The following is a 22,875-nucleotide window of genomic DNA, read 5'->3' as shown; positions in this document are numbered from 1 at the left end:
CCCGGCTTCTGCGAGAATGCTGCTTAGCCTGATCTGCAATTGTCAGCGCGCTGATGCTGACCACGGTGACCGAAGGGCCGCGGTATGTCGAGTCTGGACCACGGCGCCGGAGACGATGCCTCCTGGCACCGTGCCGGCCCGGGTGACGTGCTGCGCCGCGGAGACCGCAATACCGCGGTCGTCGAGATCAGAGCTGCCCTCGCCGCCCTGGGACTGCTGGAAAACCCGGACGAGAACCTCACCACCGGACGGCACGTTGCCGCCGACCTCTTCGACGCCGATCTCGATGACGCAGTACGCGCGTTTCAGCAGCGTCGGGGTCTGATCGTCGACGGCATCGTCGGCGAGGCCACCTACCGGGCGCTCAAAGAGGCCTCCTACCGCCTCGGCGCCCGCACCCTGCTGCACCAGTTCGGTGCGCCGATGTACGGCGACGACGTGGCGACTCTGCAGTCCCGGCTGCAGGACCTCGGCTTCTACACCGCGCTGGTCGACGGCTACTTCGGTTTGCAGACCCACAACGCGCTGATGTCGTATCAGCGCGAGTACGGACTGTCCGCCGACGGCATCTGCGGCCCAGAAACGTTGCGCTCCTTGTACTTTCTCGGTTCCCGCGTCACGGGTGGTTCGCTGCACGCGATCCGCGAGGAGGAACTGGTCCGCCGGTCCGGGCCGCGCCTGTCGGGCAAGCGGATCATCATCGATCCGGGCCGCGGCGGCAGTGACCACGGGCTGATCACCAACGGTCCGGATGGGCCGATCAGCGAAGCAGACATCTTGTGGGACTTGGCAAGTCGGCTCGAAGGCCGGATGACCGCCATCGGGATGGACACCTTCCTGTCCCGGCCGGCCAACCATAGCCCGTCGGATGGTGAGCGCGCCGCGACCGCCAACACGGTGGGCGCCGATCTGATGATCAGCCTGCGGTGTGAGACCCAGGCCAGCCCGTCGCCCAATGGCGTGGCGTCGTTCTACTTCGGCAGCTCACACGGCTCGGTATCGACGATCGGCCGCAACCTCGCCGACTTCATTCAGCGAGAAGTGGTGGCGCGCACCGGCTTACGTGATTGCCGTACCCACGGGCGCACCTGGGATCTGCTGCGGCTGACCCGGATGCCGACCGTGCAGGTCGACGTCGGCTACATCACCAATCCGCGCGACCGGGGCATGCTGGTCACCCCGCAGACCCGCGATTCCATCGCCGAAGGCATCCTGGCCGCAGTGAAGCGGCTGTATCTGCTCGGCAAGAACGACCGGCCGACGGGTACCTTCACCTTCGCCGAACTACTCGCCCACGAGCGCGCCGTCGAGCAGGCCCGCCCGGCCCTCTAAGGCACCTGGCTTCGCACCTCGGCGCCGGCTCCCACCGGCTGCTGCAGCTGCGCACTCTCGAGGAGTTGCTTGAGCGCGGCTTCCACCTCGGCCTTCCACCCCAGACCCTTGTCGAGTTCCAGGCGCAGCCGCGGAAAGTAGCGGTGCGGCGAGACGACGGTGAACCCCGCGTCGATCAAGAGGTCGGCCGGCATCATGCACTGCTCGAATGAACAGTCCCCCAACGCCTCGACCGCGGCGCGCAGTTCGGGCTCAATGACGTCGGGGTCGAGCTCAAGCAACTCGGCGGCATCGGTGGTGCGGCCGAATGCTTCCAGGGCGCGCACACCGCGGCGCACCAGTTCACTGACCACCTGACTGATCAACGAGTGCGGCAACTCCTCGGCCTGTCCCGGCTCGGTACCCAGGGAGGTGAGCAGTACGGCGTCGGCGCTCACCGGCCCGGTCGGGAAGCGCTGCGCACGGGGCACCGCTCGCGGGGGGGCGTAGAGGATGTAACCGAGGCAGGGTTCGTCGTCCTCGGACTCGGCTCCCTCGGCAGGCGCCTTCGCTGCGACCTGACCGCAGGATCCCCACTCGAGCATGACCATCGACAGCCACGCTTCCTTCTCGAACTCCGGATCGGGAAGGTAGTCACCGCCTTGGACGGCGGCCGGATCGACTTCCCAGAACACACAGCGGCGGGCGTGCTTGGGAAGCTGCTCGAAACCGTCGAGTCGCAGCGGCTTGATGCGAACGGTCACTGGACTCCCCGGCTCTCACGCGGCGTCGTGACGCACGACGGCCCTTCCAGAATAGGAGAGACGGGCCGACCGCGGCCAGTGCTGGGCTGGCAACTTTCGGCGGCCACATACGGCAGCGAAAAGTTTTGCAGCACTGTTGATTTCCCCTGTCGGTCGTGGCTCTAGCGAAGGCTAGGAAGTGTTGGTGTCACTGTGACGTAACTGCCCGGTGTCGTCGTACCTGGATTTTCAGCCTGCAGAGGGGTCCATCATCCCGACAATGCGCTGCAAGTCCTCCACCGAGCCGAACTCGACGACGATCTTGCCCTTGCGCTTGCCGAGGCTCACCGTGACCCGGGTATCGAAGGTGCCCGACAGCCGTTCGGCAACATCCTGCAACCCCGGCATCTGAATCGGCTTGCGCCGCGGCGCCGGCGGCGTCTTGGTGTCGGCCCGGTTGGCCAAAGTGACAGCCTCCTCGGTGGCCCGCACCGAGAGACCCTCGGCCACGATGCGCGCGGCCAGCTCCTCCTGCGCTTCCGGACCGGCCTCCAGCGCCAGCAGTGCCCGGGCATGGCCGGCCGAGAGCACCCCGGCAGCCACCCGGCGCTGGACCGCGATCGGCAGCCGGAGCAGACGGATCATGTTGCTGATGACGGGTCGTGAGCGACCGATGCGAGCCGCAAGTTCGTCGTGGGTGACGTCGAACTCTTCCAGCAGTTGCTGATACGCGGCCGCCTCTTCCAAGGGGTTGAGCTGTGCCCGGTGGATGTTCTCCAGCAGAGCGTCGCGCAGGAGGTTGTCCTCGGCAGTCTCGCGCACGATCGCCGGGATAGTCGTCAGGCCAACCTCTTGGGCTGCGCGCCAGCGCCGCTCCCCCATCACCAATTGGTAGCGCGGTGCTGACCCGGGCTCCGTGCGCGGCACCTCGCGGACCACGATCGGCTGCATCAAACCGAACTCACGAATGGAGTGGACGAGTTCGGCCAGAGCCTCCTCGTCGAACACCTGGCGCGGCTGGCGCGGGTTGGGCTCGATGGTCGACGGATCGATCTCGCGGTACACCGCACCGACGTTGTCGGTGTCGGCCACGGTGGGTGCGGACCCGAACACCGCGTCGGCTGCCGCATCTCCCATCCGTGGACCGCCGTCAGCAGGGCTGGTCGGGATCAGGGATGCCAATCCGCGGCCGAGGCCGCCCTTGCGCCGCGACGGCTGCGTCATGCCTGTGCCTCCACTGATGTGTCGGTGCCCCGGGTCGCGAGTTCTCGACTGGCATCGAGATAGCTCATGGCGCCCCGTGAACCGGGATCGTAATCAATGATCGTCATGCTGTAGCCCGGGGCCTCCGAGACCTTGACGCTACGCGGGATGACGGTCCGCAGGACCTTGTCTCCGAAAAATCGACGGACCTCACTGGCCACCTGGTCGGCCAGTTTGGTGCGGCCGTCGTACATGGTCAGCACGACGGTGGACACCCGGAGTTTCGGGTTCAGATGAGCGCGCACCATCTCGATGTTGTTCATCAGCTGTGACACGCCTTCGAGGGCGTAGTACTCGCACTGGATCGGGATCAGCACCTCGGGTGCGGCAACCAGAGCGTTGATCGTCAGCAGGCCCAGCGACGGCGGGCAATCGATGAAGACGTAGTCGAAGTCGGAGTCGTCCAGGGCGGCCAGCGCGGTGCGCAGGCGGTTCTCCCGGGCGACCATGCTGACGAGTTCGATCTCAGCGCCGGCCAGGTCGATGGTGGCCGGTACGCAGAACAGCCGGTCGCTGTGCGGACTCTGCCGGATCGCGGCCTGCAACGGGATCTCCCCGAGGAGTACCTCGTAGGACGACGGCGTCCCGGATCGGCGCTCGGCGATACCGAGCGCCGTGCTCGCATTGCCCTGCGGATCGAGATCGATGACGAGTGTCTTCAACCCCTGGACAGCGAGCGCGGCGGCAAGATTGACCGCCGTCGTCGTCTTACCGACTCCGCCCTTCTGGTTGGCGACCGTGAAGACGCGGCGGCGCTTGGGTCGCGGAAGTCGGCCTGCTGCGGTGTGCAGCACCTTCATCGCACGCTCTGCCGCGGCGCCAATCGGGGTATCGAACTCGTCGCCCGGTTTCCATGTTTCACGTGAAACATTTCCCGGACGCTCGTTCGGGGGCACTGTCATCGCCTTCTTCTCTCCGCCGCTCGCGTCGGCCGCTTTCGGTCCGGTGTCCGCTCCCCCCGCACCGCGATCACCACGGTGACGGGCGGACTCGAATAGCTCACGCCACATCTCACCACCCTGACATCAGTTGCGCCTAACGACGCCATCGCACGCTCGGCCTCGAGCACTTCCTCCTCGGCCCGCTCCCCCTTCATCGCCATCATCTGGCCACCGGGACGCAGTAGCGGGAAGCTCCAACGGATCAACTTGTCGAGCGATGCCACCGCACGGGACACCACGACATCGGCCCCGCCGACGGTCGCGCGCACGCCCGGCTCCTCGGCGCGGCCGCGGACCACCTCGGTGGCGAGACCGAGCTCGGAGACCACTTCGCTGAGGAACTCGGTGCGCCGCAGCATCGGCTCGATCAACGCGACCCGAAGGTCGGGCCGCGCGATCGCAATGGGAAGACCCGGTAGGCCGGCCCCGCTGCCGATATCGGCGACGCGGGCATCCGGCTCGATCAGTTCAGCGACAGCAGCGCTATTGAGGATGTGGCGGTCCCAGATCCGGTCGACCTCCCGAGGACCGATCAGACCGCGCTCCACACCCGGGCCGGTGAGAAGATTCGCGTACCGCTCTGCGAGGTTCAGCCGGAGACCGAAGACCTCCGCGGCCGCGGCCGGGGGCGGCGGAGCGCCCGTATGTTTCACGTGAAACATCCTCCCGTTCGCCGGGCCCGGCGATGAACTACATCGATGTAACTTCAGTCCTTCAGCACGACGACGCGGCGCGACGGCTCGACGCCCTCGCTCTCGCTGTGCACGCCATCCACCGCCGCCACGGCATCGTGGACGATCTTGCGCTCGAACGGCGTCATCGGCGCAAGCTCCTCGCGGCCGCCGTTCTCCGCCACCCGGCGGGCAACCTTGTCGCCCAGAGCGGTCAGCTCTTCGCGGCGACGCCGGCGCCAGTTGGCGATGTCGAGCATCAGGCGGCTGCGCTCACCGGTCTTCTGGTGCACCGCGAGCCGGGTCAGTTCCTGCAAAGCATCGAGGACCTCGCCCTTGCGGCCGACGAGCTTGCTCAGGTCGTCGCCACCGTCGATGCTCACCACGGCACGGTTGCCTTCAACATCCAGATCGATGTCACCGTCGAAGTCGAGCAGGTCCAGCAGCTCCTCGAGATAGTCGCCGGCGATCTCGCCTTCGGCGACCAAGCGCTCTTCCAGATCCTCGGACTTCGTCGCGCGGGCTTCGGCCTCGGGGGCTTCGGTCAGCTCAGTGGTGTCTGCTTCCGTCATGTCTCTCTCCCTCTTTCGCCGGAATTGAATCCGGTCAACGTCTCTTCTTCTTGGGCCGCGCACCGGGCCGTGGCGTGGAGCCTGGCTTGGTCGCGGCGTCGGTGTCCGTGTCGCCGTCAGTCACCTCGGCCTCGGCGGGCACGGAGTCCTCCGTCTCGCCGCTGGTGCCGCTGGTGCCATTGGTCGTCGCGGCGCCACCCTTCTTGGGCTTGGTGGGCTTGGCGCCGGGCGCCGGAGCGTTGGCCGCGCGCCGCGCCAGAGCCTCTTCCTTCTTGGCCTCTTCTTCTTTCTCGATCCGGCCGAAGACGTAGTGCTGCTGGCCGAAGGTCCAGATGTTGTTGGACACCCAGTAGATGATGATGGCGATCGGCAGGAACGGACCGCCGACGACGACGCCCAGCGGGAAGACGTAGAGCGCGAGCTTGTTCATCATCGCGGTCTGCGGGTTGGCGGCGGCTTCCGGACTCTGGCGGGCCACCGAGGCGCGACTGTTGAAGTAGGTCGCGATGCCCGCAGCGATCATCAGCGGGATACCGACGGCGATCACCGCCGCGCGGTTGAATTCGGTGAAGGCTTCCAGACCGTGCTGCTGGATCATGGTCGCGCCCAGCGGCGCACCGAACAGGTTGGCGTCCAGGAAGTGGCTGACGTCGGTCGCACTGAAGACGTAGTTGGGCAGACTGCGGTTCTCTTCCACCGACAGACCCAGCCGGCCGATGCCGGTCTGGGTGCGGTTGAAGGACATCAGCACGTGATACAGACCGAGGAACACCGGGATCTGCGCGAGCATCGGCAGGCAGCCGAGGATCGGGTTGAAGCCGTGCTCGCGCTGCAGCTTCTGCATCTCCAGCGCCATCCGCTGGCGGTCCTTGCCGTACTTCTTCTGCAGTGCCTTGATCTGGGGCTGCAATTCCTGCATCTGGCGGGTGGTGCGGATCTGGCGGACGAACGGCTTGTAGAGCAGCGCGCGCAGGGTGAACACGAGGAACATCACCGACAGCGCCCAGGCGAAGAAGTTGGTGGGGCCCAGGATGAAGGCGAACAGCTTGTACCAGAGCCACATGATCCCGGAGACCGGGTAGTAGACGAAGTCGAGGCTGAACCAATTAAACATGTGTGCTCCTGGCTTCGTGTTCCACGCAGGTGTGGGCCGGCTGCGGTTGCCGCTCGGGGATTGGATCCCATCCTCCCCGATGCCAGGGACCACACTTCCCCAGCCGGATGACGGTCAGCCAACTGCCCTTGACCAACCCATACTCAGTAAGGGCATCAACGGCGTACTGGCTACAGGTCGGGGTGAACCGGCAGGTCGGTAACCGCAACGGCGAGATGGTGTGCCGGTACAACTCGATGAGGAAGATCAGGCCGCGCACCGGGACCGCCCTGAGGCGGGTAAGCGAGCTCTGCGTGCTCACCGGTTCTTCTCCATCAGTTTGTTTGTGCGCTGAAGTCCGCTGCGCAACTGCTGCTCGAGACGAGCCGAAATCGCGGTCCGGCTGCTGGGCAGGGCGCGGATGACGAGCCGATCGCCAGGATGCAGTTCCGGGATCACGGTGCGCGCCACATGACGGAGGCGACGGGACACTCGATGACGCTGCACCGCGGAGCCCACTGACTTCGAAACCACCAGACCGATCCGAGGTCCGCCGTCGTCGTCCCGACGTGCGTGCACGACAAGATCCGGCTGCACCGCTCGCACCCCGTGCTTGACCGTGGCGCTGAACTCCGCAGACCGTGTCATCCGGAACTGAGCCGGGAGCACGCCGCGTGATCCTGTGGATCAGGCAGTCAGTGAACGACGACCCTTGCGGCGCCGGCCGGACACGATGGCGCGCCCGGCGCGAGTGCGCATGCGCAGCCGGAAACCATGAACGCGCGCCCGGCGCCGGTTGTTCGGCTGGAAGGTCCGCTTGCCCTTGGCCACGGCTGTCTCTCCTCGTTACGTATGGCGGTCGCTGCCCGGGAAACACACCCTTCGTGTACCCGGACGAACGCGACAGCCGTTGATAAGCTCTGGTCTCGCTCGAAACCGGCGCGGTACCGATTACTCGGTCGCAGCCGTATCGCCAACGTTCGGGCGACTGTTCGAGGGTACTGACGTCATTTCGTCTGGTCAAACCGCCTTGTCAGTACCGCCTCCCGACGCACAGATTTACTGGCGTCACAACTGTCACGCGAGAGCGACCTGGGTCACAATCAGCGTGATCGTAATGTTGCAGAACGGTTGGCACCCGCCGGGAAAACTGTTAGCTTCTGCCAGAGCCGTTTCAGATTCGAAGCGGCAGTGGGAGTTACAACCGGGAGGGGACGTCGGTCGGAGTCCAGACAACACTGATTGACCGGATTACCCGCCGACCCGATACCTTCCGCCGATATGCTGCGAGGCGAGGACGACTGTCCTGTCCACACCTGTGGATAACTATGTGGACAGTTTGTCGTCGTCTCGTTTATTTGTTGCCCGACCTCGGACCAGGGGGATCTGTCGTTGACCGATGATCCCGGTTCTGCATTCGCCACCGTGTGGAGTTCCGTCGTCGCCGAACTCAACGGCGACGGCGAGCGTGACGGTCATGGCACGAACGGTTCGGGCCCGGATTCTCCCCTGACTCCGCAACAAAGAGCCTGGTTGAAGCTCGTTCAGCCGCTGACCATCGTCGAGGGCTTCGCGTTGTTGTCGGTGCCGAGCAGCTTTGTCCAGAACGAGATCGAGCGTCATCTGCGCACCCAGATCGTCGAGGCCTTGAGCCGCCGGCTGGGCCAGCGGGTCGAACTCGGCGTTCGGATCGCTCCCCCGGCCGAAGACCAGGACGACGACGTCATTCCGCCGGATCCGATGGCGGCGGAGTCCGATCTGGACGAGGTCGACGAGGATCGCGAGGCCCTGGCCAGTGCCCACGAGACGTGGCCGACCTACTTCACCGAACGTCCGCGCAGCAACACCTCGGCGGACACTCCGGGGACAAGTCTCAACCGCCGGTACACCTTTGACACTTTCGTCATCGGCGCATCGAATCGGTTCGCTCACGCTGCCGCTCTGGCGATTGCTGAGGCGCCTGCCCGGGCCTACAACCCGTTGTTCATCTGGGGTGAGTCAGGTCTGGGCAAAACCCACCTGTTGCACGCCGCCGGTAACTACGCCCAACGGCTGTTCCCCGGCATGCGGGTGAAGTACGTCTCCACCGAAGAGTTCACTAACGACTTCATCAACTCACTGCGCGACGACCGCAAGGTCGCCTTCAAGCGCAGCTATCGCGACATCGACGTCCTGCTCGTCGACGACATCCAGTTCATCGAGGGCAAGGAAGGTATCCAGGAGGAGTTCTTCCATACCTTCAACACCCTGCACAACGCGAACAAGCAGATCGTCATCTCCTCGGACCGGCCGCCCAAACAGCTGGCCACCCTCGAGGACCGGCTGCGGACACGGTTCGAGTGGGGCCTGATCACCGATGTGCAGCCGCCGGAGTTGGAAACCCGGATCGCCATCCTGCGCAAGAAAGCGCAGATGGAACGTCTCGACGTTCCCGATGACGTCCTGGAACTGATCGCCAGCAGTATCGAGCGCAACATCCGTGAACTCGAAGGTGCGTTGATCCGGGTGACGGCGTTCGCCTCACTCAACCGCACCCCGATCGACAAGGCGCTGGCAGAGATCGTTCTGCGTGATCTCATCGCCGATGCCGCCGGCAGCATGCAGATCAGCGCCGCGACCATCATGGCGGCCACCGCCGAGTACTTCGACACCACGGTCGAGGAGCTTCGCGGCCCCGGCAAGACCCGCGCCCTGGCGCAATCGCGTCAGATCGCCATGTACTTATGCCGGGAGCTGACCGACCTGTCGCTGCCCAAGATCGGGCAGGCGTTCGGCCGCGACCACACCACAGTGATGTACGCGCAGAAGAAGATCCTCAACGAGATGGCGTACCGCCGCGAGGTCTTCGACACGGTGAAGGAACTCACCACTCGGATCCGCCAGCGCTCCAAGCGCTGAAAATCCCTGTCATTCCGTCGTTGCGGCCAAAAAACTTTGGACGCAGCCGTCACAGTCGTCACATCTGCTCTTGTGCACACCGCTGTGGACAACATCGGGTAACAACCGCGCCGAACCGGGGATGGTGATGAACAACCCCGCGACTTCCACATCGGGCCGGCCCGGCGCCCCCAGCCATCCACAATCCATCCACACCGCCGAATCACATCCGAGCAGGCGTTGGGCTCCTCGATCCACACGATGCACAGCCCCTATTACTGTTGCCGATATCTCTTCTGAGATTTCTCCTTGAAAGAAGGGGCTGGGGAAGATCGCATGCACAGCCGCCGCGAGGTGACTCACAGCGGTTTTGTCACCGTGATCGATTAGCTTTCAAGATGGCGTCCGACGCTCTACGGTTGTTCTTCTGACTGCCGTTCCGCGGCTGTCGCTCACAGATCACGCTCGCCTGGCGCCGTCGGCGCTGGGTGTGCGCTGGTCGGGGTTGTTGGGCAGATGAAGGGACACTATGGACGTGGCGACGACGACGGTTGGCTCCGACTTGAAGTTCCGCCTGGTGCGGGAAGACTTCGCCGAGGCGGTGGCCTGGGTTGCTCGTAACCTGCCGACGCGGCCGACGGTTCCGGTCCTGGCCGGTGTGCTGCTGACCGGCACCGAGGACGGGCTCACCATCTCCGGATTCGATTACGAAGTCTCCGCCGAGGTGCGTGTTCCGGCTGAAATCGCTTCTCCCGGAAGCGTTTTGGTATCCGGCAGGCTGCTGTCTGACATCACCAAGTCGTTGCCGGCCAAGCCGGTTGACGTCACCGTCGAAGGCACCCGGGTGTCACTGACCTGCGGCAGCGCACGATTCTCGCTGCCGACCATGGCCGTCGAGGACTACCCGGCCCTACCCGCGCTGCCCGAGGAAACCGGTGTGATCTCCGCCGACGTGTTCGGTGAAGCCATCGGCCAGGTCGCCGTCGCGGCCGGTAAGGACGACACCCTGCCGATGCTGACCGGCATCCGGGTGGAGATTTCCGGTGAGACAGTCGTTTTGGCTGCCACCGACCGGTTCCGGCTCGCGGTGCGTGAGCTCACCTGGTCGACATCCTCGCCCAGCCTGGAGGCCGCGGTCCTGGTCCCGGCCAAGACGCTGGCCGAAGCGGCCAAAGCGGGAACCTCCGGTTCGGAAGTTCACCTGGCGCTCGGCGCCGGATCGTCGGTCGGCAAGGAAGGTCTGCTCGGCATCCGCAGCGCCGGCAAGCGCAGCACCACCCGCCTGCTCGATGCCGAGTTCCCCAAGTTCCGTCAGCTGCTGCCCAGCGAGCACACCGCCATCGCGTCGATCGGTGTGGCCGAACTCACCGATGCCATCAAGCGTGTGGCGCTGGTGGCCGACCGCGGCGCTCAGGTGCGGATGGAATTCAGCGATGGAGTGCTGCATCTGTCGGCGGGTGCCGACGATGTCGGTCGCGCCGAGGAGGATTTGCCGGTGGAATTCGCCGGTGAGCCGCTGACGATCGCCTTCAACCCCACCTATCTGACCGACGGGCTCGGCTCGCTGCATTCCGATCGTGTGACATTCGGTTTCACCACACCCAGCCGACCTGCCGTGCTGCGGCCGGCGGGCGATGATGAGCACCTGGATGGCAACGGACCGTTCCCCGCCATTCAGACGGACTACGTATATCTGTTGATGCCGGTGCGCCTGCCCGGCTGACCGCGGCGAGGAAAGAGGCACACATGCAGTTGGGTTTGGTCGGGCTCGGCAAAATGGGCTTCAACATGCGCCAGCGTCTGCGTGACGGTGGGCATGAGGTCATCGGATACGACCCACGCCCCGAAGTCAGCGATGTGCCCAGCCTCGCGGCACTGGCCGAGGCGCTGACCGCGCCGCGCGTCGTGTGGGTGATGGTCCCCTCTGGCCCCATCACCGATGAGACCATCACGTCACTGGCCGAGGTATTGAGCCCCGGTGACCTGGTGGTCGACGGCGGTAACTCGCGCTACACCGAAGACGGCCCGCATGCGGAACTCCTTGGGAAAAAAGGAATTTCGTTCGTCGACGCGGGTGTCTCCGGTGGTGTGTGGGGGTTGACCGAGGGTTATGGCCTGATGGTGGGTGGCAGTGACGAGGATGTGGCCCGGGTGATGCCGATCTTCGACACGCTGCGTCCGGAAGGCCCCCTGGCCGACGGTTTCGTACATGCCGGCCCGGTCGGCGCAGGCCACTACGCCAAGATGGTGCACAACGGTATCGAGTACGGCTTGATGATGGCCTACGCCGAGGGGTACGAACTGCTGGCCGCCGAGCCGCTGATCAAAGACACCCAAGCGGTCATCCAGGCCTGGACCAACGGCACCGTCGTTCGGTCCTGGCTCCAGCAGCTGCTGGCCAAGGCTCTCAAAGAAGATCCGAATTTCGTCGATATCTCCGGCTACACCGAGGATTCCGGTGAGGGCCGGTGGACCGTCGAGGAAGCGATTCATCACCGGGTGCCGATGCCGGTGATCGCGGCGTCGCTGTTCGCCCGCTTCGCGTCTCGCCAGGACGACTCCCCCACGATGAAGGCAGTGTCCGCACTGCGCAACCAGTTCGGCGGCCACGCTGTCAAACGGGTTCCGCTGTCGGGCTAGCACCACGATGTTCGTTCGGCACCTGACGTTGCGCGACTTCCGGTCGTGGGCACACGTCGACCTGGAATTGACTCCGGGCCGCACGGTGTTCGTCGGGTCCAACGGCTTCGGCAAGACGAATCTTGTTGAGGCACTGTGGTATTGCGCAACCCTCGGATCACATCGGGTGGCCACCGACGCACCGCTGATCCGGGCCGGTGCCGAGCGCGCGGTGGTCTCGACAATCGTCGTCAACGAGGGCCGTGAACTGGCGGTCGATATCGAGATCGCGGCGGGTCGCGCCAACAAGGCGCGGCTGAACCGGTCACCGGTGCGCAGTACCCGTGAGGTGCTGGGTGCGGTGCGCGCGGTGCTGTTCGCCCCCGAGGACCTGGCGCTGGTTCGTGGCGATCCGGGTGAACGCCGGCGCTACCTCGACGAACTCGCCGCAGTGCGTCGTCCCCGCATCGCCGGGATCCGCGCCGACTACGACAAAGTGCTCAAGCAGCGCACTGCACTACTGAAATCCGCTGCGGGAGCACGGTTCCGGGGCGACCGCAGTGTGCTGGACACCCTCGATGTCTGGGACGGTCACCTGGCTGCGCACGGCGCGGAGCTGATGGCGGCGCGCATCGAGCTGATCAATCTGCTGGCGCCCGAAGTGGAGAAGGCCTACCAATTGCTGGCACCGGCGTCGCGACCGGCGTCGATCAGCTACCGCAGTAGCGTCGAGCTGTCCGGTGACGACGGCGAGGACCGCGAGTTCCTGGAGGCCGCGCTGCTGGCCGGGCTGGCCCGGCGCCGTGATGCCGAACTGGAACGCGGGATGTGTTTGGTCGGCCCGCACCGCGACGATCTGGAGTTGCGCCTAGGTGACCAGCCGGCCAAGGGTTTCGCCAGCCACGGTGAATCCTGGTCGATGGCATTGGCGTTGCGGTTGGCCGCCTACGAACTGCTCCGGACCGAAGGCAGTGAACCGGTACTGATCCTGGACGACGTCTTTGCCGAACTGGACAACGCCCGCCGTCGCGCGCTGGCCGGGGTGGCCGCCAATGCCGAGCAGGTGCTGGTGACCGCCGCCGTCGGCGAGGACATCCCCGAGGACTGGGATGCCCGCCGGATCGGGATCTCCCTGATCGACGGCGACAACGGCCGGATGTCGGAGGTGGTGTCGTGAGCGATCCCGACGACGAGTCCGAGGCCGTCGGCCCACCGGAGCACCTCAGTGGGCTGGCCGGGATGGATCTGGTGCGGCGCGCTCTGGAAGAGGCGCGCGGCGCTGCGCGCAGTCAGGGTAAAGAGGTGGGTCGCGGGGGACGGTCCCCGTCGCGCCGTCGCGCGACTCCCCGGACTGGAAACCGGCGCAGCTGGTCGGGGCCGGGCCCGGACAAACGGGATCCGCAACTGCTGGGTGCCGCAACCCGCGATCTCGCCAAGAGCCGCGGCTGGTCGCCGCGGGTCGCCGAAGGCGCGGTGTTCGCCCAGTGGGCCACCGTCGTCGGCGAACAGATTGCCGAGCACGCGCAGCCCACCGCATTGCGGGAGGGCGTCCTCAGTGTTTCCGCGGAATCCACGGCCTGGGCCACCCAGCTGCGGATGGTTCAGGCGCAACTGCTGGCCAAGATCGCCGCGGCCGTCGGCGACGGGGTGGTGACCAGCCTGAAAATCACCGGTCCGGTCGCCCCGTCGTGGCGAAAGGGCCCGCTGCACATCTCCGGGCGGGGCCCCCGCGACACGTACGGGTGACGTTCCCTACCACAGTCGGCTGACAGCCGCTTGGAGATGACCGACTGGCGTGTCAAGCGTCATCACGTATGCCGATCCGAGAAATTCCGCGCACGGCGCAACTAGGTGTGCAGAAACGCCGCTACAGAATCAGTGCGGTCAGCCCTTGACGGTAGACTGAGTCAAGACCTGCGCGCGGTGTGCCGATCGCGCGCGTGCGAACCCCAAGGAGAGCGTTCCGCTAGTGGCTGCCAACGAACAGTACGGTGCCGAATCCATCAAAGTCCTCGAAGGGCTCGAGGCGGTCCGCAAGCGACCGGGTATGTATATCGGCTCGACCGGCGAACGAGGCCTGCACCATCTGGTCTGGGAGGTCGTGGACAACTCGGTCGACGAGGCCATGGCCGGTTTCGCGACCAAGGTCGACGTCCGCCTCCTCGCCGACGGAAGCGTTCAGGTCAGCGATGACGGCCGCGGTATCCCGGTCGCCATGCACTCCACCGGTGCCCCCACCATCGACGTCGTCATGACCGTGCTGCACGCCGGCGGCAAGTTCGAAGAGGGCGCCTACCAGGTCTCCGGCGGTCTGCACGGCGTCGGCGTCTCGGTGGTCAACGCCCTGTCCACCCGGCTCGAGGCCGACGTGTGCACCGACGGCTACGAGTGGTTCCAGACCTACGACAAGTCGGTGCCGGGCACGCTGCGCCAGGGCGAGAAGACCAAGAAGACCGGCACCACCATCCGGTTCTGGGCCGACCCGGACATCTTCGAAACCACCACCTACGACTTCGAGACCATCGCCCGCCGGCTGCAGGAGATGGCGTTCCTGAACAAGGGCCTGACCATCGAACTCACCGACGAGCGGGTTACCGCCGACGAGGTGGTCGACGAGGTGGTCAGCGACACCGCCGAGGCACCGAAATCCGCTGAGGAGAAGGCGGCTGAGCAGGCCGCCGCCCCGCAGAAGGTCAAACACCGGGTGTTCCACTACCCCGGCGGTCTCGTCGATTTCGTCAAGCACATCAACCGCACCAAGCAGCCGATCCAGCCGAGCGTCATCGACTTCGACGGCAAGGGTGAGGGCCACGAGGTCGAGATCGCGATGCAGTGGAACGCCGGCTACTCCGAGTCGGTGCACACCTTCGCCAACACCATCAACACCCATGAGGGCGGCACCCACGAAGAGGGCTTCCGTGCGGCGCTGACCACCGTGGTGAACAAGTACGCCAAGGACAAGAAGCTCCTCAAGGAGAAGGACGCCAACCTCACCGGTGACGATATCCGCGAGGGGTTGGCGGCGGTGATCTCGGTGAAGGTGTCCCAGCCGCAGTTCGAGGGTCAGACCAAGACCAAGCTCGGCAACACCGAGGTCAAGTCGTTCGTACAGCGCATCTGCAACGAGCAACTGACGCACTGGTTCGAGGCCAACCCGACCGAAGCCAAGACGGTCGTCAACAAGGCGGTGTCCTCCGCCCAGGCCCGCATCGCCGCCCGCAAGGCGCGAGAGTTGGTGCGGCGCAAGAGCGCAACCGATATCGGTGGTCTGCCCGGCAAGCTGGCCGACTGCCGCTCCACCGATCCGAGCAAATCCGAACTGTATGTGGTGGAGGGCGACTCGGCGGGTGGCTCCGCCAAGAGTGGTCGCGACTCGATGTTCCAGGCGATTCTGCCGCTGCGCGGCAAGATCATCAACGTCGAGAAGGCCCGAATCGACCGGGTGCTGAAGAACACTGAAGTCCAGGCCATCATCACCGCGCTGGGCACCGGCATCCACGACGAGTTCGACATCGAGAAGCTGCGCTACCACAAGATCGTGCTCATGGCCGACGCAGACGTTGACGGACAACACATTTCGACGCTGCTGCTGACCCTGCTGTTCCGCTTCATGAAGCCGCTGATCGAGGCCGGCCACGTGTTCCTGGCCCAGCCGCCGCTCTACAAGCTGAAGTGGCAGCGCTCCGAGCATGAGTTCGCCTATTCCGACCGTGAGCGCGACGGCCTGCTCGAGGCAGGACGCAAGGCGGGCAAGAAGATCAACACCGACGACGGCATCCAGCGCTACAAGGGTCTGGGCGAGATGAACGCCAAGGAACTGTGGGAGACCACGATGGACCCGTCGGTCCGGGTGCTGCGCCAGGTCACCCTCGATGATGCCGCGGCCGCCGACGAACTGTTCTCCATCCTGATGGGCGAGGACGTCGAGGCACGCCGCAGCTTCATCACCCGCAACGCCAAAGACGTTCGCTTCCTGGATGTTTAACCCCCGTATAGGGACAGAAGGATCACATGACTGACACCACGTTGCCGCCGGGCGACGCCGCCGGAGACCGCATCGAACCGGTCGACATCCAGCAGGAGATGCAGCGCAGCTACATCGACTACGCGATGAGCGTGATCGTCGGGCGTGCGCTGCCGGAGGTCCGCGACGGTCTCAAGCCGGTGCACCGCCGCGTCCTGTACGCGATGTACGACTCCGGGTTCCGCCCGGATCGCAGCCACGCGAAATCCGCACGCTCCGTTGCCGAAACGATGGGTAACTACCACCCGCACGGTGACGCCTCGATTTACGACACCCTGGTCCGAATGGCCCAGCCGTGGTCACTGCGCTACCCGCTGGTCGACGGCCAGGGCAACTTCGGCTCGCCGGGTAACGACCCGCCAGCCGCCATGCGGTACACCGAAGCGCGGCTGACCCCGCTCGCGATGGAGATGCTGCGTGAAATCGACGAGGAGACAGTCGATTTCATCCCGAACTACGACGGCCGGGTGCAGGAGCCGACGGTTCTGCCGAGCCGGTTCCCCAACCTGCTGGCCAACGGCTCCGGCGGTATCGCCGTCGGTATGGCCACCAACATTCCGCCGCACAACCTGCGCGAGCTGGCCGAGGCCGTCTACTGGTGCCTGGAGAACCACGACGCCGACGAGGAAGTCACCCTCGAGGCGGTCATGGAGCGGGTCAAGGGCCCGGACTTCCCCACTTCCGGACTCATCGTCGGCAACCAGGGCATCCAGGATGCCTACCGGACCGGGCGCGGCTCGATCCGGATGCGCGGCGTCGTCGAGATCGAAGAGGACGCTCGCGGGCGCACCGGCATCGTCATCACCGAGCTGCCCTACCAGGTCAACCACGACAACTTCATCACCTCGATCGCCGAACAGGTCCGCGACGGCAAGCTCGCCGGCATCTCCAACATCGAGGACCAGTCCAGTGACCGGGTCGGTCTGCGCATCGTCGTGGAGATCAAGCGCGACGCCGTGGCCAAGGTCGTGCTGAACAACCTCTACAAGCACACCCAGCTGCAGACCAGCTTCGGCGCCAACATGCTCTCGATCGTCGACGGGGTGCCGCGCACGCTGCGCATCGACCAGATGATCCGCTACTACGTCAACCACCAGTTGGACGTCATCGTCCGGCGCACCACCTACCGGTTGCGTAAAGCCAATGAGCGGGCCCACATCCTGCGCGGTCTGGTCAAGGCGCTGGATGCCCTCGACGAGGTCATCGCCCTGATCCGGGCCTCGCAGACCGTCGACATCGCCCGTGCCGGCCTGATCGAGTTGCTCGACATCGATGAGATCCAGGCCCAGGCCATCCTCGACATGCAGCTGCGCCGGCTCGCCGCCCTGGAACGTCAGCGGATCATCGACGACCTGGCCAAGATCGAAGCCGAGATCGCCGACCTCGAGGACATCCTGGCCAAGCCGGAGCGCCAGCGCGCCATCGTGCGCGACGAGCTCAAGGAGATCGTCGACAAGCACGGCGATGACCGGCGCACCCGGATCGTCGCCGCCGACGGCGAGGTGTCCGACGAGGACCTGATCGCCCGCGAGGACGTGGTCGTCACGATCACCGAGACCGGGTATGCCAAGCGCACCAAGACCGACCTCTATCGCAGCCAGAAGCGCGGCGGTAAGGGCGTGCAGGGCGCGGCGCTCAAGCAGGACGACATCGTGCGGCACTTCTTCGTGTGCTCGACGCATGACTGGATCCTGTTCTTCACCACGCAGGGCCGGGTGTACCGGGCCAAGGCCTACGACCTGCCCGAGGCACAGCGCAATGCGCGCGGCCAGCACGTGGCCAACCTGCTGGCGTTCCAGCCCGAGGAGCGCATCGCCCAGGTCATCCAGATCAAGAGCTACGCGGATGCCCCGTACCTGGTGCTGGCCACCCGCAATGGCCTGGTGAAGAAGTCCAAGCTGGAGGACTTCGACTCCAACCGTTCCGGCGGCATCGTCGCGATCAACCTGCGCGACGGCGATGAACTGGTCGGCGCGGTGCTGTGCTCGGCCGAAGAGGACCTGCTGCTGGTCAGCGCCAACGGCCAGTCGATCCGGTTCTCGGCCACCGACGAGGCACTGCGGCCGATGGGCCGGGCCACCTCCGGTGTGCAGGGCATGCGGTTCAACGAAGACGACAAGCTGCTGTCACTCAACGTGGTCCGGGAAGGCACCTACCTGCTCGTCGCGACGGCCGGCGGCTACGCCAAGCGCACCGCGATCGAGGAGTACACGGCGCAGGGCCGTGGCGGTAAGGGCATCCTGACGATCCAGTACGACCGGCGCCGCGGCAGCCTCGTCGGCGCACTGGTGGTCGACGAGGACAGCGAGGTCTTCGCCATCACCTCCGGCGGCGGTGTCATCCGCACCGCAGCCAAGCAGGTCCGCAAGGCCGGGCGCCAGACCAAGGGCGTTCGCTTGATGAACCTGGGCGAGGGCGACACACTATTAGCCATTGCCCGCAATGCCGAGGAGCAGGAGGACCAGGACGACACGGCCGACACGGCCGTGGCCCCTGAGACCGAATCCGAGCACGAGACCGACGCGACGTAGCGTGGCGGGGGGCAATACGTGAGGAGCTGGTGGTGAGCGCACCCAACGAGCCGGGTCAGCCCGGACCGGGGGACAACCCGGGCAACGGGAACGGCTCGGCAGACCGGGCGGTGCCCCGGTCGGCGCCGGGCCAGGGCGGCGGGACGGCCGACGTGCCGCCGTGGCAGCGCGGTGCGACCAGGGCCCGCCAGGGTGCGGCCCCGCAACGTCCCGTCGAGGGTGGTCCGCGCCCCGAGCCGCGTCCGGCACCGCCGGCCGGCGCGCCCAGCATCGAGGACCGGGTGACGCGCTTCATCACCGGCACCGCGGCGCCCGACCTGTCCACCATGGGCGGCCCGCCGCCGCCGCGGCCCGAGCCGCGTCCTGAGGCGGAGGCCCCCGCGGTCCGGCCGGAGCCGCCGGCGCCGCGGCCGGAGACGCGCGCCGAGCGCACCGAGGTGGCCCGTCCGGAGGCCTACGGCAGTGAGCTGCCGGACCTGTCCGGCCCGCCGCCCAAGCCGGTTCCGGTCCGTAAGCCCGAGCGGCCCGCCGAGCCGGCCCAGGCTGCGAAGGCGCCGAGCCCGATGCAGCGAATTCAGGTGGCGGCCAACCGTTCTCGCGGTCCGGTGCGCGCCAGTATGCAGATCCGGCACATCGACCCGTGGAGCGCACTGAAGGTATCGCTGCTGTTGTCGGTTGCGTTGTTCTTCGTGTGGATGATCGCCGTGGCGTTCCTCTACCTGGTGCTCGGTGGCATGGGTGTGTGGAGCAAGCTCAATAGCAATGTCGGCGATCTGCTGACCGCCACCAGCGGCGGCGGCGGCGAGCTGGTGTCCAGCGGCACAATCTTCGGCGGTGCCGCGCTGATCGGTTTGGTGAACATCGTGCTGCTGACAGCGATGGCCACCGTCGGTGCATTCATCTACAACCTGAGCACCGACATCGTCGGCGGTATCGAAGTCACCCTGGCGGATCGGGACTAGCCGCGCTCTGCTGCGTCGCGAGCCCCACGCGGTTTGGGTGCAGTGCCGGTGGTGGGGTAATCTCGTCGCTCGGTCGTATGTGAATACGGGCCTATAGCTCAGGCGGTTAGAGCGCTTCGCTGATAACGAAGAGGTCGGAGGTTCGAGTCCTCCTAGGCCCACGATGTCCTGGTCAACGGGAAGGGCGTCCGTGCGGATTGCAGTACTGCTGGCGGTGCTGGTGACGGGCGCGGTGCTGATCCGCAAGCGCCGTGGCGAGATCTGGCACACCCTCGACGACCGTGACTGACCCGGGGCCTTAGCTCAGTTGGTAGAGCGCTGCCTTTGCAAGGCAGATGTCAGGAGTTCGAATCTCCTAGGCTCCACAAATCACACAGTGCCCATGCCGGTGACGGCGTGGATGAACTGATCGACCGCATCCGTGTACGCGCCCTTGGTGCCGAGGCTCTTGTTGATCTGCCCGTGTGACAGGTTCTCCGGCAACAGCGTGACGTCGGTGCCCAGCGCGCGCGCCGCGTCGGCGAACGTCGAGGCCTCATCGCAGGAATGCCGCCGCTGCGTCGAACACACCAGCAGGATCGGTTCGGTCGCCTGATGCAGCGCCGCCAGCGGTGACATGGCCTCCCAATACGCGGGATCGTCGCCGAAGGCGCGGGTGTAGAGCGGCAGCCGGTTGTTCTGCATGAGCGTCACCAGGTCCAGCGCCCCCGAGTCCAGGGAGATGGTGCCCTTCCACGGCTGCAGGTCGGGGTAGCGGTCACTCTGGGCCGACACCAGTGCCGCCAGGTGAGCGCCTGCCGAATGTCCCATCACCACCACGTTGGTCGGATCCCCACCCCACTCGGTGGCGTGGGCCTGGACGTAGGTGATGGCTGCCGCGACCGAATCCGCCTGCACGTCAGGCTTGTTGGCCGGGAGCATCGGATAGTTGATCGAGACGAAGACGTAGCCCTGCGGCAGGTAGTGGTTCACCTTGTTCTGCACGACGCCCAGGTGCGACTTGTCACCGATGGCCCACCCGCCGCCGTGCACCATGACGATCACGGGGGCATCTGCGGCCTGCGGCGGTGCGTACACGTCCAGCTTCTGCGCCGGATCCGAACCGTAGGCGACATCGGTGTACTTCGTGGCGTTCACTCGTGTACCGACCGGAATCTGCTGGGACACCCAGGTCACCAGATCGTTGAGCAGAGAACGCACCGTCACCCGGGACGCCGACGCGCTTGCGGTGGCCGACCGGACCGCGGTGGACGAGGCTGGGGCGGCCACAAGCGCACGGGCCGGACGGGCGGTGGACCGCGTCGCCGATGCTGCCCGGGGGCCGGCAGACGACGGCGCAGTGCGCGCCGAGTGTGCGGTGGTCTTCGGCCCGGCCCCCGTGCCGGTATCGGTGTCCGCCGAAGCAATAGCGGAGCCGGTCATGGCGGAAAGCCCGAGCACCGCGACGCCAGCCGCGGTGCCAATCCAATAGTGCACACCCATGCGATCACTCCCCGTACCCTTCGACATCCGCTGTGTGCCCCATAGAATGCCTGCTCGCCGGCGCCGCGGCGGCCATTTCGCCCGCTACGCGCGTCCTTCTCCCGGCAAATAGGTGACCTTGTACCCCTCCCCCGACGTGTCGCGCTGCATAGCCTGAAACCTGGCGACTGACGGAGTCGTCACATACGAGCGGGGGGCTCGATGCTGTCGGCGGACAACGTTCTCAAGCCGGTCCGTTCCGTCGGCGGCTTCTACGCGATGGCCCTCGACACGCTGGTCGCAGTGTTCAAGCCCCCGTTCGCCTGGCGTGAATTCTTTCTGCAGACCTGGTTCATCGCCCGCGTCGCCCTCGTCCCAACCCTGCTGCTGGCCATCCCCTTCACCGTGCTTGTGGTCTTCACCCTCAATGTGCTGCTGCACGAGTTCGGCGCGGCCGACTTCTCCGGCACCGGTGCGGCCAGCGCATCGGTCACCGAGATCGGGCCCATCGTGACCGTCCTCGTCGTCGCCGGCACCGGTGCCACCGCCATGTGCGCCGACCTCGGCGCCCGCACCATCCGCGACGAACTCGACGCCCTACGGGTCATGGGTGTCGACCCGATCCATCGCCTCGTCGTGCCCCGGGTGCTGGCCGCCACCCTGGTTGCCGTCTCGCTGGTATCCCTGGTGACGTTTGTCGGTCTGGGCGGGTCGTTCGCCTTCGCGGTATTCGTTCAGCACGTCACCCCGGGTGCTTTCGCTGCCGGGCTCACGCTGTTCACCGGGCTGCCGGACATCATCCTCGGCCTGGTGAAAGGAGCCCTGTTCGGCACCGCTGCCGCGCTGATCGCCTGCTATAAGGGCATGTCGGTGCGCCGCGGGCCGCAAGGTGTCGGCAACGCCGTCAACGAAACCGTCGTCTACTCCTTTGTCGCGCTGTTCGTCATCAACGTCGTCGCCACGGCCGTCTACTACACGAGCGCCCGATGACCACCGCGCTCGGCGCCGTCGCCCACGGCTGGAACCGGATCGGCAGCCAACTCAAGTTCAATGCCCGGTCCATCCGAGAGATGGGCATCGCCGTCACCCGCTACCGCACGGAGATCATGCGCCTGATCGCCCAAATGAGTTTGGGTACAGGTGCTTTGGCGCTCATCGGGGGCACGGTCGCGGTCGTCGGCTTCATGACCCTGACGACGGGTGCGGTCGTCGCTGTCCAGGGCTACAACGAACTGTCGGGGATCGGCGTGGAGGCGATGACCGGGTTCATCTCGGCCTACGTCAACGTCCGCATCATCTCCCCGGCGGTCGCGGGGATCGGGCTGGCGGCGACCATCGGGGCGGGCGCCACCGCACAGTTGGGTGCGATGCGGATCGCCGACGAGATCGACGCACTCGAGGTGATGGCCGTGCGCTCGGTGGCCTACCTGGTGTCCACCCGCGTGATTGCCGGTGTCACGGTGGTGATTCCGTTGTACTGCGTGGCGATGGTGTGCGCATTTCTGGCTGCGCGGTTCGGCACCACCGGCTTCTACGGCCAGAGCACGGGCGTCTACGACCACTACTTCAACACGTTCCTGAACTCGACCGACCTGCTCTGGTCGTTCTTCACCGTGGTGCTGATGGGCATCGCGGTCATGCTGGTGCACACCTACTACGGCTATACCGCCACCGGCGGGCCCGCGGGAGTCGGTGAGGCCGTGGGTCATTCGGTGCGGACCTCGCTGATCGTGCTGACCCTGCTGCTGTTGGCGATCGCACTGTCCATCTACGGGCAGTCCGGCAACTTCCACCTGTCCGGATAGCC

General features: G+C 66.0%; 21 protein-coding genes and 2 tRNA genes. 13 read left to right on the top strand and 10 right to left on the bottom strand.

Features of this window, described 5'->3' with window-relative positions:
• The first annotated feature begins 84 nt into the window (after positions 1 to 84).
• Positions 85 to 1,332 carry an N-acetylmuramoyl-L-alanine amidase gene (locus tag BN3385_RS01900; protein ID WP_197415102.1) on the top strand — a complete coding sequence of 416 codons (1,248 nt, stop codon included), beginning with the start codon at positions 85 to 87 and terminating at the stop codon, positions 1,330 to 1,332.
• Here BN3385_RS01900 and BN3385_RS01895 read toward each other — a convergent pair.
• The 9 genes from BN3385_RS01895 to rpmH form a co-directional block, all read right to left on the bottom strand.
• The gene (locus BN3385_RS01895; protein WP_059014552.1) at positions 1,329 to 2,075 is read right to left on the bottom strand and encodes a hypothetical protein; all 747 of its coding nucleotides are present in this window, start codon (positions 2,073 to 2,075) and stop codon (positions 1,329 to 1,331) included. The two genes, BN3385_RS01900 and BN3385_RS01895, sit on opposite strands and share 4 nt — an antisense overlap.
• A gap of 228 nt (positions 2,076 to 2,303) precedes the next feature.
• On the bottom strand, positions 2,304 to 3,278 hold the full coding sequence (locus tag BN3385_RS01890) for a ParB/RepB/Spo0J family partition protein (protein ID WP_059014549.1): 975 nt from the start codon (positions 3,276 to 3,278) through the stop codon (positions 2,304 to 2,306).
• Positions 3,275 to 4,327: a ParA family protein gene (locus BN3385_RS01885; protein ID WP_502688032.1), complete on the bottom strand. Its 1,053-nt coding sequence runs from the start codon at positions 4,325 to 4,327 to the stop codon at positions 3,275 to 3,277. Before BN3385_RS01885 ends, BN3385_RS01890 begins: the two co-directional genes overlap by 4 nt.
• Positions 4,216 to 4,920, bottom strand: a complete 705-nt coding sequence (rsmG, locus tag BN3385_RS01880; RefSeq protein ID WP_059014544.1) for a 16S rRNA (guanine(527)-N(7))-methyltransferase RsmG — start codon at positions 4,918 to 4,920, stop codon at positions 4,216 to 4,218. Before rsmG ends, BN3385_RS01885 begins: the two co-directional genes overlap by 112 nt.
• 44 nt (positions 4,921 to 4,964) lie before the next feature.
• Positions 4,965 to 5,501 carry a Jag family protein gene (locus tag BN3385_RS01875; RefSeq protein WP_059014542.1) on the bottom strand — a complete coding sequence of 179 codons (537 nt, stop codon included), beginning with the start codon at positions 5,499 to 5,501 and terminating at the stop codon, positions 4,965 to 4,967.
• Between the two features lie 34 nt (positions 5,502 to 5,535).
• Complete coding sequence (gene yidC, locus BN3385_RS01870) at positions 5,536 to 6,615, bottom strand: membrane protein insertase YidC (RefSeq protein WP_059014541.1); 1,080 nt, start codon at positions 6,613 to 6,615, stop codon at positions 5,536 to 5,538.
• Entirely contained in the window at positions 6,608 to 6,916 is a 309-nt protein-coding gene (gene yidD / locus BN3385_RS01865; RefSeq protein ID WP_059014539.1) for a membrane protein insertion efficiency factor YidD, read from the bottom strand. Before yidD ends, yidC begins: the two co-directional genes overlap by 8 nt.
• Positions 6,913 to 7,263 carry a ribonuclease P protein component gene (gene rnpA, locus BN3385_RS01860; protein ID WP_059014537.1) on the bottom strand — a complete coding sequence of 117 codons (351 nt, stop codon included), beginning with the start codon at positions 7,261 to 7,263 and terminating at the stop codon, positions 6,913 to 6,915. Before rnpA ends, yidD begins: the two co-directional genes overlap by 4 nt.
• A gap of 18 nt (positions 7,264 to 7,281) precedes the next feature.
• Positions 7,282 to 7,425, bottom strand: a complete 144-nt coding sequence (gene rpmH, locus BN3385_RS27415; protein ID WP_019735309.1) for a 50S ribosomal protein L34 — start codon at positions 7,423 to 7,425, stop codon at positions 7,282 to 7,284.
• A gap of 561 nt (positions 7,426 to 7,986) precedes the next feature.
• Between rpmH and dnaA the strand changes: the two genes are divergently transcribed.
• The 10 genes from dnaA to BN3385_RS01810 all read left to right on the top strand — a co-directional run bounded on the left by dnaA (position 7,987) and on the right by BN3385_RS01810 (position 19,972).
• Positions 7,987 to 9,492: a chromosomal replication initiator protein DnaA gene (gene dnaA, locus BN3385_RS01855; protein WP_059014535.1), complete on the top strand. Its 1,506-nt coding sequence runs from the start codon at positions 7,987 to 7,989 to the stop codon at positions 9,490 to 9,492.
• A 508-nt stretch (positions 9,493 to 10,000) separates the two neighbouring features.
• On the top strand, positions 10,001 to 11,194 hold the full coding sequence (gene dnaN / locus BN3385_RS01850) for a DNA polymerase III subunit beta (RefSeq protein ID WP_059014533.1): 1,194 nt from the start codon (positions 10,001 to 10,003) through the stop codon (positions 11,192 to 11,194).
• Complete coding sequence (gene gnd / locus BN3385_RS01845; protein WP_502688048.1) at positions 11,191 to 12,111, top strand: phosphogluconate dehydrogenase (NAD(+)-dependent, decarboxylating); 921 nt, start codon at positions 11,191 to 11,193, stop codon at positions 12,109 to 12,111. Before dnaN ends, gnd begins: the two co-directional genes overlap by 4 nt.
• 7 nt (positions 12,112 to 12,118) lie before the next feature.
• Positions 12,119 to 13,267 (top strand): DNA replication/repair protein RecF, encoded by a 1,149-nt coding sequence (gene recF, locus BN3385_RS01840; protein ID WP_059014530.1) that lies wholly within the window; start codon positions 12,119 to 12,121, stop codon positions 13,265 to 13,267.
• Entirely contained in the window at positions 13,264 to 13,836 is a 573-nt protein-coding gene (locus tag BN3385_RS01835) for a DUF721 family protein (RefSeq protein ID WP_059014528.1), read from the top strand. Before recF ends, BN3385_RS01835 begins: the two co-directional genes overlap by 4 nt.
• 223 nt (positions 13,837 to 14,059) lie before the next feature.
• Positions 14,060 to 16,075 (top strand): DNA topoisomerase (ATP-hydrolyzing) subunit B, encoded by a 2,016-nt coding sequence (gyrB, locus tag BN3385_RS01830; protein ID WP_059014526.1) that lies wholly within the window; start codon positions 14,060 to 14,062, stop codon positions 16,073 to 16,075.
• Positions 16,076 to 16,101: 26 nt separating this feature from the next.
• Positions 16,102 to 18,645, top strand: coding sequence for a DNA gyrase subunit A (gene gyrA / locus BN3385_RS01825; RefSeq protein WP_059014524.1), 2,544 nt, complete (start codon positions 16,102 to 16,104; stop codon positions 18,643 to 18,645).
• A gap of 32 nt (positions 18,646 to 18,677) precedes the next feature.
• A complete protein-coding gene (locus tag BN3385_RS01820; RefSeq protein ID WP_059016277.1) occupies positions 18,678 to 19,607 on the top strand; it encodes a DUF3566 domain-containing protein in 930 nt (309 codons plus the stop codon).
• An 87-nt stretch (positions 19,608 to 19,694) separates the two neighbouring features.
• Positions 19,695 to 19,768: transfer RNA gene (locus BN3385_RS01815), tRNA-Ile, on the top strand.
• Between the two features lie 131 nt (positions 19,769 to 19,899).
• A tRNA-Ala gene (locus BN3385_RS01810) sits at positions 19,900 to 19,972 on the top strand.
• Between the two features lie 4 nt (positions 19,973 to 19,976).
• On the opposite strand, the gene BN3385_RS01805 is transcribed toward BN3385_RS01810, so the two are convergent.
• Positions 19,977 to 21,089: an alpha/beta hydrolase fold domain-containing protein gene (locus BN3385_RS01805; RefSeq protein ID WP_059014522.1), complete on the bottom strand. Its 1,113-nt coding sequence runs from the start codon at positions 21,087 to 21,089 to the stop codon at positions 19,977 to 19,979.
• Positions 21,090 to 21,290: 201 nt separating this feature from the next.
• On the opposite strand from BN3385_RS01805, the gene BN3385_RS01800 reads away from it, so the two are divergent.
• The gene (locus BN3385_RS01800) at positions 21,291 to 22,058 is read left to right on the top strand and encodes an MlaE family ABC transporter permease (RefSeq protein WP_059014520.1); all 768 of its coding nucleotides are present in this window, start codon (positions 21,291 to 21,293) and stop codon (positions 22,056 to 22,058) included.
• Positions 22,055 to 22,873 (top strand): ABC transporter permease, encoded by an 819-nt coding sequence (locus BN3385_RS01795; protein ID WP_059014517.1) that lies wholly within the window; start codon positions 22,055 to 22,057, stop codon positions 22,871 to 22,873. The genes BN3385_RS01800 and BN3385_RS01795 overlap by 4 nt, the downstream gene beginning before the upstream one ends.
• The last annotated feature ends 2 nt before the right edge of the window (positions 22,874 to 22,875 follow it).

This window comes from Mycobacterium sp. M26 (assembly GCF_001494595.1).
Lineage (GTDB): Bacteria > Actinomycetota > Actinomycetes > Mycobacteriales > Mycobacteriaceae > Mycobacterium.
This window is presented reverse-complemented; position numbering and strand designations above follow the sequence as displayed.

Bases quoted from the DNA above. Each gene is read 5' to 3' on its own strand.
- dnaN (WP_059014533.1), top strand. From the start codon at position 10,001: ATGGACGTGGCGACGACGACGGTTGGCTCCGACTTGAAGTTCCGCCTG.
- BN3385_RS01800 (WP_059014520.1), top strand. From the start codon at position 21,291: ATGCTGTCGGCGGACAACGTTCTCAAGCCGGTCCGTTCCGTCGGCGGC.
- rsmG (WP_059014544.1), bottom strand. From the start codon at position 4,920: ATGTTTCACGTGAAACATACGGGCGCTCCGCCGCCCCCGGCCGCGGCC.
- BN3385_RS01795 (WP_059014517.1), top strand. From the start codon at position 22,055: ATGACCACCGCGCTCGGCGCCGTCGCCCACGGCTGGAACCGGATCGGC.
- gyrA (WP_059014524.1), top strand. From the start codon at position 16,102: ATGACTGACACCACGTTGCCGCCGGGCGACGCCGCCGGAGACCGCATC.
- BN3385_RS01875 (WP_059014542.1), bottom strand. From the start codon at position 5,501: ATGACGGAAGCAGACACCACTGAGCTGACCGAAGCCCCCGAGGCCGAA.
- BN3385_RS01890 (WP_059014549.1), bottom strand. From the start codon at position 3,278: ATGACGCAGCCGTCGCGGCGCAAGGGCGGCCTCGGCCGCGGATTGGCA.
- BN3385_RS01805 (WP_059014522.1), bottom strand. From the start codon at position 21,089: ATGGGTGTGCACTATTGGATTGGCACCGCGGCTGGCGTCGCGGTGCTC.
- BN3385_RS01900 (WP_197415102.1), top strand. From the start codon at position 85: ATGTCGAGTCTGGACCACGGCGCCGGAGACGATGCCTCCTGGCACCGT.
- recF (WP_059014530.1), top strand. From the start codon at position 12,119: ATGTTCGTTCGGCACCTGACGTTGCGCGACTTCCGGTCGTGGGCACAC.
- yidC (WP_059014541.1), bottom strand. From the start codon at position 6,615: ATGTTTAATTGGTTCAGCCTCGACTTCGTCTACTACCCGGTCTCCGGG.
- BN3385_RS01885 (WP_502688032.1), bottom strand. From the start codon at position 4,327: ATGTGGCGTGAGCTATTCGAGTCCGCCCGTCACCGTGGTGATCGCGGT.